The sequence below is a fragment of the Nocardia sp. JMUB6875 genome, from assembly GCF_041154655.1.
GTDB lineage: Bacteria > Actinomycetota > Actinomycetes > Mycobacteriales > Mycobacteriaceae > Nocardia.
Map to the genome: position 1 here is coordinate 1 of NZ_BAAFGR010000057.1, position 13,342 is coordinate 13,342.

Genomic DNA, 13,342 nt, shown 5'->3' on the forward strand with positions numbered 1-13,342 from the left:
CCCAACGCCACTCCACCCTCCCCTTCGGCGCCGGCAAACGCATGTGCGTAGCCCACGTCTTCGCCAACACCGAAGCCGCCCTCTCCCTGGCCACCATCGCCCAACACCTCACCCTCACCTCCGCCACAACCACCCCCATCCACCCCCAGTTCTCCTTCACCGGCGGCCCCGACGGCCCAATCCCCATGCGGGTGACCCCGCGACACTCCGAAATGCCAAGTGAGCGTTGAATCCGTACGCCGATACACGAAGGCAGGACCTTGCAGACTCTTGCCGCCCGCAGCCGACGCTACTCAGTTACGAGGCCGGAACACCTCCGGCCCAACGTTTCTCGGTGGACATCGGCGATGCCGATCATTCGAGACCTGTCAGGCAGACGTACTTTGCACCAAGGGACGCCCCCTGTCCCGGCACGCCGCACCCTCGGGCGACAGCTGGAACGCGTACGAGACAAGCCCGGCTTGGAGTCTGGACTCGACTTCCAGCTTCGACAGAATCTGCGTGACATGCGCTTTGACGGTGCGCTCGGCGATGCTGAGCTGTTGCGCCATGGCGCGGTTGGACTTTCCCGCGCCGAGCATGAGAAACACGTCGAGTTCCCGCTCGGACAGATCCTTCACACGCTCGACCTGATCACGCCAGTACTCGACACCAACCTGATTCGATGGTTCGGTCGCGCCTACCGGTTGCTGCCACCCTGCGTTCTCAGTCGCTGCAATGAGATCCAACCGAAAATCATCCATCTTCGACATCCCCCACACTCGAAGGTCGCACTGATGCCTCCGACGAAGAACGCGCACGCAGCCGCGATCCAACCGCCACGACGCTGCCATTGAAATACCTTGCCCCCCAATACTATTCGAGCTCTAGCCACAGGACCAGCACCTACCGATAGCCACAGGTCGGCGACCCGCGGCTATCGGTATGCACATCACCTAGTGCTGACCAGCCAGATCAGGCTGGACCTCCTTTTCGACCGTCGGGGCCGGCGTGGTAGCGACCGGCTTCATGACAGCGAAGAACGCCGCGGTGACGACGCAGACCACCAACAGGATCACGGTGAGGTACAGCGAGTCGGTCAGCGCCGAAGCGTACGGCGCCTTCAAAAGATCTGGCAGTGGTCCGGACTCGCCAGCCGATGCGGGAAGCGAATGCGCCGCCAGGCGTGCGGTCAGCAACGCACCGATGCCGGCACTGCCTAGTACCGAACCGACTTGGCGGGTGGTGTTGTAGACACCGGAGGCCGCGCCCATCTGCTCCAGGGGCAGGCTCCGGAGCGCGGTCGCCGGCAACGGCGCCCAGATACAGGAACTGCCGATGCCGCAGAGTACCGACATGACGAGCATCAGCGGAATGGACCCGTCCGGAGTGGCGAGGTACACGAACCAAAGCACCGCCAGCGTGAACAGGCCGAAGCCGAAGGTCAGCAGGTAGCGCGGCTGCACCTTGTCCGAGATCTTGCCAACCACCGGGGACAGAATGGCGGAAACGACTGCCATCGGCGCGAATACGAGCGCCGCCTTGGTCGGGGACAAGTCGCGTACGGCCTGCAGGTAGAAGTACGACGGCACCATCTGAGCGGTCATGGCCGCGCCGAGCGCACCCGTCGCCACATGGCCGAGCGAGAAGTTGCGGTTACGAAACAGACCCAGCGGCACAAGCCGAGATTCACTGCGCGGCAGCGGTTTCGACCGCTGGTACAACACCGCACAAGACCTCGGCAAGGGCGCTGATCAGTGCCTCCGCGCGCGCCGCGGACATCAGGCCCTCGACATAGCCGAGATGCAACGACAGCTCCTCGGCGCCGATGCCGACGGTCAGCATCAGCAGGCCGCTGATGGACATGCCGGAGACAAACTCCGCACCCGAGATCTCCCAGTCGCCGATGCGGGACGGAAACCGGAGCGCGCGCAGACGTGACTATGTGGCGTTGGAGTTTCCGGCGATGATCACATCGCACACGTAGTCGAAGGTGAACTCGGCGACCAGCGTGGCGTTGTCGTCCAGTAGTGACACCTTGCCCGGTAGTTCGAAGCGTGCCGATTCCGTCGCGGACAGGATCGGTGCGAGGTCGGGTCCGGCTACGGTCGCGATGGCGCGGATGCGGGCCAGTGCCGGTTTGCGATAGGTGGCGGTGGCGGCGCGCAGTACCAGGCGCTCGATCGTGTGGAGGCGCTGGGCGGCCGCGCCGACGACGGCCGCGGCGCCGGCGATGTCGGCGGCGGTGAACAGGGCGCCGGCGTGGACCGTGCCCATGTGGTTGCGGACCTGCTCCACGGCGGGAATTTCCACCACTGCCCGCTGGGGGCTGATCTCGGTGATGAGGGTGCCGACGTGGGCGCCGAAGGGCACCATCGTCTGCGATACCGCGCGTAGGTATTCGTAATCGATTGCGGAGTAATCCAATTCCGGATAGGCGGCGGCCAATCCGGCCAGTGTTCCAGTCATCTCCGCCTTCCCTTCCGGCTTTCCGTGACGGTGCTCATGGCGCCAGTCTCGGCCGGAGACGGGGCGGTTCGGCGGGACGATCGCCGATGTCTATCGGTTGAATCGATTCGGGCAATCACCGCGCCGCATGGCGTACGTCACATCAGGATGTGTCATGTTTCGGTGGTCCGCGGTGTCTCGAGGGCATGACTGAACACAACACACACCACAAGGTTGTCGTTATCGGGGGCGGCTATTCGGGCACGGTCGCGGCCAATCGGCTGCGGCTGCGCGCCGATGTCGATGTCGCGCTGGTGAATCCCCGTCCCAGGTTTGTCGATCGGGTTCGATTGCACCAGTTGGTGGCCGGGACCGGGGAGGCGACGATCGATTACGGCACGCTGCTCGGTACAGGCATCGAGCTGGTGGTCGACAGCGCCACGCGCATCGAAACCGCCTCTCGTAAGGTGCAATTGGCGTCCGGCGGCGCGCTGGACTATGACCACGTGATCTACGCGGTCGGCAGCACCGCCGCGATTCCGTCGATACCCGGTGCCGCCGAGTTCGCCTACCCCATAGCCGAATTCGAGTCCGCCCGGCGGGTGCACGCCAGGCTGGACGAGTTGCCGCTCGATGCCCCGATCACCATCGTCGGCGGCGGGGCAACTGGTATCGAGACGGCCGCCGAACTGGCGGAACGGGGACGTGTGGTCACGCTGGTGTGCGGCGGCACCCTGATGCCGTCACTGAGCGCGCCCGGTCGCCGCTACGTCGCCAAATGGCTGACGCGGCACGGCGTCGTCATACTCGAGGCCGCCAGAGTCACCGAGGTTCGGCCGGACGCAGTCGTTCTCGCCGACGGCGGGGTGCATCCGAGCGCACTCACCATCTGGACAACCGGCTTCGGAGTCCCGAAGCTGGCCGCCGACAGCGGGCTGCGCACCGATGCCCTCGGCCGTCTGCTCACCGACGAGACACTGACCAGCCTCGACGACCAGCGCATCGTCGCGACCGGCGACGCCGCCGCACCCTCGGGCCACCCCCTGCGAATGAGCGGCCAAGGCGCCGGCCCACTCGGCGCCCAGGCCGCCGACACCGTACTGAGCCACATCGCGGGCACCGAACCCGCACCGATCGACATGGCCCTGCTGGGAACCTGCGTCAGCCTCGGCCGCCGCAGCGGCATCCGACAGCTCGCGCGCAAGGACGACATCGCGATCAACCTCTACATCGGCGGCCGCGCAGGCGCCAAAATCAAGGAAATGACCTGCAACATCGGAGTAACCAAGATCCGCCGCGAGGCCCGCACCCCGGGCTCACTGTCCTGGGTCAAAGGCGGCCCACGCCCCGAACAACCCGCCCCCACCGCACATCTGACGCCCGCGAATCGGCGATGAGATGGTGCGTCGTGAGGCGGACGATCAGAGCGGATCGTCCGCCTCACGAGCCCTGCTGGGTGAGTGGTCAGGCGTTTGATTCGGCCAGTTCAGGCTCAGGTTCGAGCGGTTGGGTTCGGCGGGACAGGGCGCTGGGCCACCAGATTCGGTCGCCCAGGTCGAGGTTGAGGGCGGTGACGAGGATGGAGCGGACTACCAGGGTGTCCAGGAGGACACCTACGGCGATGACGATGCCCATCTGCGCGAAGGTCACGATGGGCATGGTGGTGAAGACGGCGAAGGTACCCGCCAAAACCAGGCCGGCGGAGGTGATTACGCCGCCGGTCGCGGACAGGCCGATGAGTGCGCCTCGGCGGGTGCCGAACTGCTTGGCTTCCTCGTGCACGCGGGACATCAGGAAGATGTTGTAGTCGATGCCCAAGGCGACGAGGAACACGAAGGTGATCAGCGGCAATCCGGGGTCGGCGCCGTGGAAGTCGAGCGCGTGGAACAGCAACGTGCTCGCTCCTAGCGCCGCGAAGAAGGACAGCACCACGGTCAGGGTCAGCAGCACCGGCGCGAGCAGGGAGCGCAGGAGCAGCATGAGGATCGCCATCACGACCACCAGGACCAGCGGGACGATCACCTTGTTGTCGTGTGACGCAGAGCGTTTGATGTCCAGTTGGATCGCGGTCGTACCGCCGACCTTGGCCTCGGCCCCGTCCACGGCGTGCACTCGCTCCCGCACCCGGTCGATGGTCGCGTCGGCGGCGCGGCTGTCCGGTGCGTCGGCCAAGGTGCCTTCCAGGTACGCGTAGCCGTCCTTGGTCACGGCGGGAGTCGCGGACACGATGCCCGGCGTCCCGGCCAACGCCTCCCGAACCGCCTCTGCCCGAGTCTGTTTCGCGACCACGACCACCGGGCTACCGGTGCCGATGTCGAAGTGCTTCTGCATCACCTCGGTGCCGCGCACGGCGTCGACCTTGGTGGTGAACGAGTCCTGGCCCGCGACGCCGTTGGTGTCGAGCCCGGTCATTCCGAATGCCAAGGCCACCAAGGCCACTCCGGTGACCGCCCACACGGTCCGCGGCCGCTTCGCGACGAAATTGCCTATCCGCGCCCACACCCCGGTCGCGGTGTGATCCTCGGTGCCGAAGTTCGGGTGACGCGGCCAGAAGATCCACCGACCGGCGATGACCAGCAGGGCGGGCAGCAGCGTCAACATCGCGAGCAGACCCACGGCGATGCCGATCGCCGCGACCGGCCCGATTCCGGCGGTGGAATTCAATTCCGCGACAAGCAATGTCAGCATCGCGATGATCACGGTGGCGCCGCTGGCCAGCACCGCGGGCCCGGCCCGATGCAGTGCCACGGCCATCGCCTCGTGCTTGTCCTCGTGCCGCCGCAGCTCCTCCCGATACCGCGCGATCAGCAGCAGCGCGTAATCGGTTCCGGCGCCGAACACCAGGATCATCAGGATCGCCGCGCTCTGCGCGTTCACCGTCAATCCCAGCTTGGTCGCCCCGAACACCGCGCTCTGGGCAATGGTCAACGCGACCGCCGCCGCGATGATCGGCAGCAGCCACAGCATCGGCCCGTAGGTCACCAGCAGGACCACGATCACGACCGCCGCCGCGGAATACAGCAGCATTCCGTCGATCCCCTTGAACGCCTGCCCGAACTCGGCGGCGTAACCCGCCGGGCCGGTCGGCAGGAACGACAGCCCGTCCGGCCGTTCGCCGGCCGAGTTCTTCAGGGCTTTCACGGTGTCCGCCAGCAGATTCCAGCCGCCGCTGCCCATTCGGATCGGCACCACGGTTTCGAGCGCCTGACCGTCCTTGGCGACGATCGGCCCGAACACCTTCTCCTCCACGACGTGGTTCACCGTCTTGAATTTCGCCGCGTCGGCCTCGGCGACGACCTTGTCCGCGTCGGTGATGCCTCCGGGCCGTTCGTAGACGATCACTACCGGAGCTTCGTCGGCGTTGCCGAACTGTTCGGCGAGATGGTAGGCCTGCGTGGATTCGGCCCCGCCGGGAAGCCAGGCCACATTGTCGTTCTTCTGCGCACCGGTGAGCTGCTGCGCGAAGGCGGCCAACGCGATGAACGCGATGACCCACACCCCCACCACAACCCACTTGCTGCGACGGCCACTCGGAATTCTGGACAATCGACCTAATAAGTCGGTCATATCGGGATCAGTCGGCGCAGACATACGCCCCCCTGTCAGTCATGTGGACGATGACGCGAATAACTATGGTCGCCAGCGGCTTCCACCGCATCCGGGGAAACCCTGAGGGGGTCGTCTGGTGTTTACAGGCCGAAGACGCGGCGCGCGTTGCCGTCGAGATAGAGGGCACGCGTTTCGTCGTCGAGGCCCAAGGCGTCGAGGTCGTCGAGGGCGTGCTGGGGGAAGATCATCGGGTAGTTGGTGCCGAAGAGGACCTTGTGACGGCCGGTGCCGGATTTCATGTATGAGATCAGTTCGGGCGGAATGCGTTTAGTGGTGCAGGCCGAGGTATCGATTACGACGCCGGGGTGTTTGCGGGCTACGGCGATCATTTCTTCGGTCCAGGGATAGCCGATGTGGCCGCAGACAATGGTCAGTTCCGGGAAATCGATAGCTACCTGATCGATGTATGGGATGGGGCGGCCGACTTCGGAGGGACGGAGGGGTCCGGTGTGGCCTACCTGCGTGCAGAAGGGGATGCCAAGGTCTACGCAGGCGGCATAGAGCGGGTAGAAACGGCGGTCGGTGGGTGGGGTTTCCCAGAGCCACGGCAGTACTCGCAAGGCCCTGAAACCCTGATCCTGTACACGGTGCCGGAGTTCGCGGACGGCCTCCATGGGGCGGCGCAGATCCACCGAGGCGATGCCGGAGAAGCGGTCGGGCGCTTCGGAAACCCATTCGGCCACTTCGTCATTGGAGATGAGGACACCCTCGGGTGCGGTCCAGGCCGAGAGCAGGGCGTGGTCGACGCCGGCCGCGTCCATGGCGGCCAGGGTCGACTTCAACGGGATCTCGCCGGTCGGGATTTCCGTGCCGGACCAGCGACGCAGGGAGTCGAACATGTCATGGGCGAGAAAGCGGGCGGTGGGGTGCTGAGCCCAGGCGTCGACGGTCATCTGCGCATGCTCCTTCGCGTGGCGGGCGGCCGCCCTCCATCATGCCGGGGCGAGCGCGGCGGGTTCCTCCGATTCCACACATTCCAGGAAGGCGGCCACGGCCGGATTCTGTTCCTCCGCCCGCCACACCGCGTACAAATCGAGAGTGGGTACCGGATCCAGAAGTTTGACCGCGACCGAATTGCTGCCGGGCGCACCCATTCCCATGGAAATCGCGCGCGGCAGCGAGGCGAACCCGACCATGGGCCGCACCGACACCATGTGTGCCGTCGCACCCGGATCGTCGGCGTGATGGGCCACATTGAGCGTGATCCGCGTCTGGGCCGCGGCGCGGAAGATGGTGTCGTACATGGCCGGACACTGCTCGCGCGCGAACAGCACGCAATCCTGCCCCTGTAGCTCCGCGAACGGCACACCCGGCCGGTCGGCCCAGCGATGTCTTCGCCCGACCACCGCCACCAGCGGCACCCGGTGCAGCAGCCGTCGATAGCGGAATTCCGCCGTGCTCGGATGCCAGTACACCAGGGCGATGTCGAGGGAGCCGTCCGAGAGCGCCGCCAGCTGCGGCCCGGTCCGCTTCTCCCACAACGACACCACGATGTCGGGATGCCGCTCGGTCATCCGGACCAGCGTCTCCGGCAGTACATGCCGACTCGCGGGCAGGTTGTAGCCGATGGCCAGGCTGCCCGACCACCCCTCGGCGGTGGCCTTGGCCGCCCGTGCCGCCCGGTCCATCTGGGCGACGATCTGCCGGGCCTGTAACTCGAATTCGCGCCCGGCCGCGGTCAGCCGAACCTCGTGGGAATTCCGGGCGACCAACTGGACCCCGAGCGACTTCTCCAGCTTCTGCAACTGTGCGCTGAGACTGGGTTGGGTGAGGTGGAGGCGCTGCGCTGCGCGGCCGAAGTGCAACTCTTCGGCAATCGTGATGAACGAAACGAGATGTCGGAACTCCATGACGCCAGGCTCCTTCCGAGTAACCCTGACGGTAGCGGCGGCAAGTAACCGATGATGAATCGCGACCGCACAGCCACCCCCGATTCGGTTGCCTCCCAGTGAACCCCCACTGTGATTCCCGTCTCCCCGGAACAAGCCGGGGCGCTCGGTCGTTGTCTCTACACGGGGAGAAATCCGCTCGCATACGGCACGGCCGTTGTGCCACCATGTGTTTCACCGAAGATCAACCGACCGCCACGGTCGTGACCAGCAGGAAAGGAGGAGACGGCTTGATTACCGAGAGCCCCAAGCGCGGCGATGACCGAACGTTCGGCCGTCTCCAGGCCCGCGCGTAAAACCCAGGCCCCACCCTCTTCCCGCTAGTTCCCCTTTTTCACGAAACATGGTGACCCCCATGCTGTTCCGTCATGCCGAAGACCCGGAGATAACCACCGACAACTGGATACACGCCGGAGTGCTGCTGCTCAACGCCTCCTACGAGGCGCTGACCACGATCCGCGCCGACCGTGCCGTGGTGCTGCTGCTCAGCGGCGCCGCCGAGACGGTCACCGATCGCGCGCCGCACTTCCCCGTCCGCTCGAAGCACCTGGAGCTGGCGCTGCCGGAAACCATCCGCCTGCACCGCTACATCTACCTCGAGCACCGGATCCTCGTGCACGACGACGACAGCCGCGCGACCCTGCCCGCGATTCTGCGGCGTGATCGCTACCGCTGCGGGTACTGCAACGGCTGGGCGCGCACCGTCGACCACATCCGCCCGCGGTCCAAGGGCGGGCCCAATACCTGGGCCAACCTGATCGCCGCGTGCGGTCCCTGCAATACCTACAAGGCGGACCGGACTCCGGAGGAGGCCGGGATGCGCCTGCTGTGGGAGCCCAAGGCCCCCAATGACAGAGAGCGTGCGCAGCGCCAGGTCTGGAAGGAACTGGCCGCCTCGTGAACCGAATCGACTGAACAGAAGTAATCCATCACGCGTGATCGGACATGAAAGGAGCGAGATCCGATGACGAACACTGCACTTCGGGAGCCGACCCTGGCGGATCTGCTCCCCATCTCCGACTCGAAGGACTACTGGCAGCACGCGGCCTGCAAGGGTGACCCGAACCACGAGGCGTGGTTCCCGTACCCCTCGCAGGACTTCGACTACGCCCGTTCGATCTGCGAGTCCTGCCCGATCCGCCGCGAATGCGGTGACTTCGCGGCCCGCACCGGCCAGTCGGGCGTCTGGGGCGGGCACGAATACGACCGCGGCAAGATGATTCGCGATTAACCCACATCGGGTGCGGCGGTCCTCTCCACGGAGAGGACCGCCGTTTTCGTATTCCGAACCGGCACAGTCGGGCCGGTCGGATTGCGCGTAACCGCCTGGTACAGGTGGTGACCAGGGGTTCAACATAGGATGGTCGATCGTGGGTACTCATCGCGCCGCGGGCGGGTCACGAGGTGTCAGCAAAGGACCAGTTATCGCAATTGCCGCGGTGATCGTGCTAGCGCTCGCCGTCGTGGGCTGGGCTTGGTTATCGGATCGGTCCAAGGAGCGCGATTCCCGCGCCGCCGCCTCCTGCGTCGAGGGCACCACCACCCTCGCGGTCACCGTCGATCCCGACATCCTGGCCCCGGTCAAGTCCGCCGCCGATCGCTTCAACGCCACCAAACCGCACGTGCGCGACCACTGCGCGCAGGTCAACGTCACCGCCCAGCCGTCGGCCGCCATGGTCGCGGGCTTCACCTCCGGCAAGCCGTGGGATCCGGCGCTGGGCCCGCAGCCCGCGCTCTGGATTCCGGACTCCTCGCGGTCGGTCGAGCAGATGCGGGTACCGGGACTGATCGCCGGGACGCCCGTGCCGATCGCCGTGAGTCCTATTTCTCTCGCGGTCCCCGATGAACTGCGCACCGCCCTGGAAACCGGCAAGGTCCACTGGTCGGATCTGCCGAAGCTGCAGAGCGGTTCACTCGCCGATATCGGGCTCGCGCCCTGGGGCAAGCTGCGCCTGGCCCTGCCCGCGGGCGACGCCTCGCTCGCCGTCGCGACCGCGGTCGGCTCGGGCGTCTCCGGCACCGATCCCCTCGACGCGAAGGCGGTCGCCACCGGTCAGGTCGTCTCGGCCGTCTCGAACCTGGCCGCGAGCGCACCCCCGGCCAAGGATGTCGCCACCGCGCTCACCGATCTCGCCGCCAATATCCAGGCGAACGCGCCCGTGCACGCGGTGCCCGCCACCGAACAGCAGATCCGCGCCCGCAACGGCCTGACCGCCTTCCGCCCCGACGGCGCGGGCCCGGTCGCCGACTATCCGGCCGCCCAGCTCACCGGCTCCTGGGTGGACGCGACCCAGAATCTGGTCGCCAGCCTGTTCGCCGACTTCCTGCGCGCCCCCGAACAGTCGAAGCTGTTCACCGACAACGGTTTCGGCGCCGCTCCCCCGGCCACCGCCCCGGCGCCTGCGAAGGCCGTGCTGGACAAGGTGAATCAGATCCTCGCCCATCCCGTGCTCGGCGTGCAGGCGACCGTGCTGCTCGACGTCTCCTCGTCCATGACCGCCGCCGAGGGTTACGGCACTCGGCTCGCGAATTCCGTTGCGGCACTGGATTCCACGATGGGCGTGATGCCGCCGGAGTTCGGGCTCGGCGTGTGGGAGTACTCGAAGAATCTCGACGGCAACAACCCCTACAAGGTGGTGACCGCGACCGCGCCGCTGAGCAACGACCAGCGCGCGGCCATCAGTCAGGGCCTGGCCACCGTCACCGCGAGCCCGTCCAAGCCGGACCGCACCTATCCGACCCTCGAGGCGGCCTACAAGAACGTCGTGGCCAACTACGCGGCCGCGCGCACCAACTCGATCCTGCTGATCACCGACGGCCCGGAGGACGATTCCCCCATCACCGGGGACCAGCTGCTCGCCGATATCGCCGCCGCGACCGACCCGGCCCATCCGGTGCGCGTCGACGTCATCGTGGTCGGCGGCGCGGGCACCCAGACCCTGCAAACCCTGACCCAGCGCACCGGAGGCACCTACACCAAGGTCGGCACCACCGCCGATCTCCCGTTCGGAACCGCTGTCTCGCAGGCACTCACCACGCCATGACCCGAGGGCGATCCGACCGCGGAAACCCGCACCGCAACACGTCGGTATCGGTTGTCCGGTCAGCCAGCAAACACGTGGCATATTCGGCGAATGGCACACAGTACCGGTCCTGAACCGACATTGAAGCAGGGCTTGGCAGCCGGAACATCGATCGCGGCGGGCATTCTGCTCATCGTGATCGGTGTGCTCTCGGTCCTGCAGGGCATTTCCGCGGTCGCCTCGGACGACCTGCTGGTAGTCGGCTACGACTACATCTACAAACTGAACACCACCGGCTGGGGCTGGATCCACATCGCCCTCGGCGTCATCGAGATCTGCGTGGCCATCGGACTGCTCATGGGCACCACCTGGGGCCGCACCGCCGCCATCATCCTGGCGGCGCTCTCGATCGTCGAGAACTTCCTGTGGATTCCGTACTACCCGGCCTGGTCGCTGCTCATCATCGCGCTGGACGTCGTGGTGATCTGGGCGATCGCGGCCTACAAGCCCGCGTCGAGCTAGATTCCGGCGTAGCAGGAAGCGCCCCGACAGTTGCGGAACCGTTGGGGCGCTTCGCTATTGAACGGGCCGGCGGCGATCGCTCAGGCGCCGACCGCCGGTGCGAGGATCTGCTCGCACCACTCCCGGAAGGTGGTCGGGCTTCTGGTCGCTTCGGTGCGCACGACGCCGTCGTCGAGGCCGTTCTCCTTGGCGCGCATCATGTCGACGAAGGCGGTGGCCATCGCCTCGCTGGTGCCGCGCGCGGTCAGCGTGGCACGGAAGTCGTCGAGGGACTCCCATCGGTAGCTGATCGGGCGGCCGAGTACCTCGGACATGGTGCGCGCCAGGTCATTCGGCGACAGATCCTCCGGTCCCAGCACCGGCACCTCGCCCACTCCGCTCCAGGAGCGGTCGATCAGCAGGCGGGCGGCGGCCGCGGCGATATCGCGGGTGGCCACCATCGGCGCGGCACGGTCGGGGGCCACCGTGCCGGTGAACACGCCGTTGTCGCGGATCGAAATCGCCTGCCGCAGAAGGTTGTCCATGAAAGTGGGATTCGTCAGCGCCCGATAGGCCACGCCCGTGCTCGCAATGAGGTCGTCCATGGCGAGCGAGGCCGTCACATGTCCCGCGCGGTCGGCGACGGGGGTGCCGCGGCCCAGCGCCGAGACGCCGACGACGTGGGCGACCCGATGTTTGGTGAGCGCCTTCGCGGCCGCGGCGGTGAATCCGGAGAACGGGGTGTCCTGGCTCGGGGCGGAGTGGTCGGGCGGTACGAGCCAGAAGACGGCGTCCGCGCCGGCGAAGGCCCGGTCCACGACGTCGGCGTCACCGTGCGATCCGGTGACGATGTCGACGCGGGAGCGGACCGCCTCCGGCAGTTTCGCGGGATCGCGCACGATGACGCGCAATTCCTCACCGCGAGTGGAGTTTTCGAGCAGGATCTCGAGCAGTTGACTGCCGATGTGACCGGTGGGGGAGGTAATGACGATCATGCTTCGAGTCTGCTGAGGCCGCGACGCGGCGTCCAAGACCCTTTCCATCGATTGATACCCTGAGGGTATGGATCTGGATCTGCGCAAGCTCCGCTACTTCGCCGCCGTGGCCGAGCACCGCCATTTTGGCCGGGCCGCGGAAAAGCTCTACATCGCCCAGCCGGTGCTGAGCCGCCAGATCAAGGCCTTCGAGCAGGAACTGGATTGCGCCCTGCTCGTGCGCACGACCCGCACCGTGGAGCTGACCGCCGCGGGCAGGCAACTCTACGAGGAGGCCCAGAGCATCCTCGCCGCCGTCGATGCCGCGGTATTGCGCGTCCAGCATGCCGACCGCGGGGCGCGACGACTCGTGGTCGCCTTCTCCCCCGGTCTGCGGATCTCCGAGGCCATCCGCGAATTCGCGAGCCTGCATCCCGACGTCGAAACCGATATCGTCCCCGCCCGCTGGTGGGAACGCGACAGCCCCCTGCGCGACGGCCGAGCCCAAATCGGCTACCTCCGTCGACCTTTCGACGACACCGGCATGCGCACCATCCCCGTCGGTCTCGATCCCAAGGTGGCCTGCATGCCCACCGCGCATCCGCTCGCCTCGCGCGACTCCCTCACCGAGGCCGACCTCGACGGCGAACAGATCCTCGACTTCTCCACCCGCCGCACGGCTTCCCTGGAGGAGAAATTCGAACTGATCGCCTCCGGACAGGGCCTGTCCGTGGTCCCCCTCAGCCTCGCCCGCGCCTACACCCGCCCCGACGTGGTCCACCGCCTCGTCACCGACGCCCCCGCGTCCGAAACCTGCCTCGTCCTCCCCGCCGGCCAGCCCGACAAACTCCTCCGCGACTTCCTCGACATCGCTCTCACCACCCTGCGCGGCTGATCCGCTCACCCCAAAAGTCGTCCG

Annotated in this window: 15 protein-coding genes; 7 read left to right on the top strand and 8 right to left on the bottom strand. The window is 66.7% G+C overall.

The window, feature by feature from the left end:
- A partial coding sequence (locus ACAM49_RS16765; RefSeq protein ID WP_369636442.1) for a cytochrome P450 occupies window positions 1-230 on the top strand: 230 nt, incomplete at its 5' end.
- 138 nt (window positions 231-368) lie between these two features.
- Here the strand turns inward: ACAM49_RS16765 and ACAM49_RS16770 are convergent.
- From ACAM49_RS16770 to ACAM49_RS16785, 4 genes are all read right to left on the bottom strand, one after another.
- On the bottom strand, window positions 369-752 hold the full coding sequence (locus tag ACAM49_RS16770; RefSeq protein ID WP_369636443.1) for a response regulator transcription factor: 384 nt from the start codon (window positions 750-752) through the stop codon (window positions 369-371).
- A gap of 183 nt (window positions 753-935) precedes the next feature.
- Window positions 936-1,658 carry an MFS transporter gene (locus tag ACAM49_RS16775; protein WP_369636444.1) on the bottom strand — a complete coding sequence of 241 codons (723 nt, stop codon included), beginning with the start codon at window positions 1,656-1,658 and terminating at the stop codon, window positions 936-938.
- 10 nt (window positions 1,659-1,668) lie between these two features.
- Window positions 1,669-1,845, bottom strand: a complete 177-nt coding sequence (locus tag ACAM49_RS16780) for a hypothetical protein (protein ID WP_369636445.1) — start codon at window positions 1,843-1,845, stop codon at window positions 1,669-1,671.
- 75 nt (window positions 1,846-1,920) lie between these two features.
- Window positions 1,921-2,448 carry a YiiD C-terminal domain-containing protein gene (locus ACAM49_RS16785; RefSeq protein ID WP_369636446.1) on the bottom strand — a complete coding sequence of 176 codons (528 nt, stop codon included), beginning with the start codon at window positions 2,446-2,448 and terminating at the stop codon, window positions 1,921-1,923.
- Window positions 2,449-2,633: 185 nt separating this feature from the next.
- On the opposite strand from ACAM49_RS16785, the gene ACAM49_RS16790 reads away from it, so the two are divergent.
- Window positions 2,634-3,824: an NAD(P)/FAD-dependent oxidoreductase gene (locus ACAM49_RS16790; RefSeq protein WP_369636447.1), complete on the top strand. Its 1,191-nt coding sequence runs from the start codon at window positions 2,634-2,636 to the stop codon at window positions 3,822-3,824.
- Window positions 3,825-3,891: 67 nt separating this feature from the next.
- Here the strand turns inward: ACAM49_RS16790 and ACAM49_RS16795 are convergent, their stop codons facing one another.
- The 3 genes from ACAM49_RS16795 to ACAM49_RS16805 form a co-directional block, all read right to left on the bottom strand.
- Window positions 3,892-5,934 carry an MMPL family transporter gene (locus ACAM49_RS16795; protein WP_369636448.1) on the bottom strand — a complete coding sequence of 681 codons (2,043 nt, stop codon included), beginning with the start codon at window positions 5,932-5,934 and terminating at the stop codon, window positions 3,892-3,894.
- Window positions 5,935-6,116: 182 nt separating this feature from the next.
- Window positions 6,117-6,929 (bottom strand): amidohydrolase family protein, encoded by an 813-nt coding sequence (locus tag ACAM49_RS16800; RefSeq protein WP_369636449.1) that lies wholly within the window; start codon window positions 6,927-6,929, stop codon window positions 6,117-6,119.
- 39 nt (window positions 6,930-6,968) lie between these two features.
- Window positions 6,969-7,886, bottom strand: coding sequence for a LysR family transcriptional regulator (locus ACAM49_RS16805; RefSeq protein WP_369636450.1), 918 nt, complete (start codon window positions 7,884-7,886; stop codon window positions 6,969-6,971).
- A 394-nt stretch (window positions 7,887-8,280) separates the two neighbouring features.
- Between ACAM49_RS16805 and ACAM49_RS16810 the strand changes: the two genes are divergently transcribed.
- From ACAM49_RS16810 to ACAM49_RS16825, 4 genes are all read left to right on the top strand, one after another.
- A complete protein-coding gene (locus ACAM49_RS16810; RefSeq protein ID WP_369636451.1) occupies window positions 8,281-8,826 on the top strand; it encodes an HNH endonuclease in 546 nt (181 codons plus the stop codon).
- 63 nt (window positions 8,827-8,889) lie between these two features.
- Window positions 8,890-9,156, top strand: coding sequence for a WhiB family transcriptional regulator (locus tag ACAM49_RS16815; protein WP_369636452.1), 267 nt, complete (start codon window positions 8,890-8,892; stop codon window positions 9,154-9,156).
- 208 nt (window positions 9,157-9,364) lie between these two features.
- Window positions 9,365-10,969: a substrate-binding domain-containing protein gene (locus ACAM49_RS16820; RefSeq protein ID WP_369636453.1), complete on the top strand. Its 1,605-nt coding sequence runs from the start codon at window positions 9,365-9,367 to the stop codon at window positions 10,967-10,969.
- A gap of 90 nt (window positions 10,970-11,059) precedes the next feature.
- Entirely contained in the window at window positions 11,060-11,470 is a 411-nt protein-coding gene (locus ACAM49_RS16825) for a hypothetical protein (protein WP_369636454.1), read from the top strand.
- 80 nt (window positions 11,471-11,550) lie between these two features.
- On the opposite strand, the gene ACAM49_RS16830 is transcribed toward ACAM49_RS16825, so the two are convergent.
- Complete coding sequence (locus tag ACAM49_RS16830; RefSeq protein WP_369636455.1) at window positions 11,551-12,444, bottom strand: NAD(P)H-binding protein; 894 nt, start codon at window positions 12,442-12,444, stop codon at window positions 11,551-11,553.
- Window positions 12,445-12,511: 67 nt separating this feature from the next.
- Between ACAM49_RS16830 and ACAM49_RS16835 the strand changes: the two genes are divergently transcribed.
- A complete protein-coding gene (locus tag ACAM49_RS16835; RefSeq protein WP_369636456.1) occupies window positions 12,512-13,318 on the top strand; it encodes a LysR family transcriptional regulator in 807 nt (268 codons plus the stop codon).
- The last annotated feature ends 24 nt before the right edge of the window (window positions 13,319-13,342 follow it).

What these genes read in the sequence shown, in the direction of transcription:
- ACAM49_RS16770 (WP_369636443.1), bottom strand. Translation starts at nt 752, where the DNA reads ATGTCGAAGATGGATGATTTTCGGTTGGATCTCATTGCAGCGACTGAG.
- ACAM49_RS16780 (WP_369636445.1), bottom strand. Translation starts at nt 1,845, where the DNA reads ATGTCCATCAGCGGCCTGCTGATGCTGACCGTCGGCATCGGCGCCGAG.
- ACAM49_RS16785 (WP_369636446.1), bottom strand. Translation starts at nt 2,448, where the DNA reads ATGACTGGAACACTGGCCGGATTGGCCGCCGCCTATCCGGAATTGGAT.
- ACAM49_RS16790 (WP_369636447.1), top strand. Translation starts at nt 2,634, where the DNA reads ATGACTGAACACAACACACACCACAAGGTTGTCGTTATCGGGGGCGGC.
- ACAM49_RS16800 (WP_369636449.1), bottom strand. Translation starts at nt 6,929, where the DNA reads ATGACCGTCGACGCCTGGGCTCAGCACCCCACCGCCCGCTTTCTCGCC.
- ACAM49_RS16805 (WP_369636450.1), bottom strand. Translation starts at nt 7,886, where the DNA reads ATGGAGTTCCGACATCTCGTTTCGTTCATCACGATTGCCGAAGAGTTG.
- ACAM49_RS16810 (WP_369636451.1), top strand. Translation starts at nt 8,281, where the DNA reads ATGCTGTTCCGTCATGCCGAAGACCCGGAGATAACCACCGACAACTGG.
- ACAM49_RS16815 (WP_369636452.1), top strand. Translation starts at nt 8,890, where the DNA reads ATGACGAACACTGCACTTCGGGAGCCGACCCTGGCGGATCTGCTCCCC.
- ACAM49_RS16825 (WP_369636454.1), top strand. Translation starts at nt 11,060, where the DNA reads ATGGCACACAGTACCGGTCCTGAACCGACATTGAAGCAGGGCTTGGCA.
- ACAM49_RS16830 (WP_369636455.1), bottom strand. Translation starts at nt 12,444, where the DNA reads ATGATCGTCATTACCTCCCCCACCGGTCACATCGGCAGTCAACTGCTC.
- ACAM49_RS16835 (WP_369636456.1), top strand. Translation starts at nt 12,512, where the DNA reads ATGGATCTGGATCTGCGCAAGCTCCGCTACTTCGCCGCCGTGGCCGAG.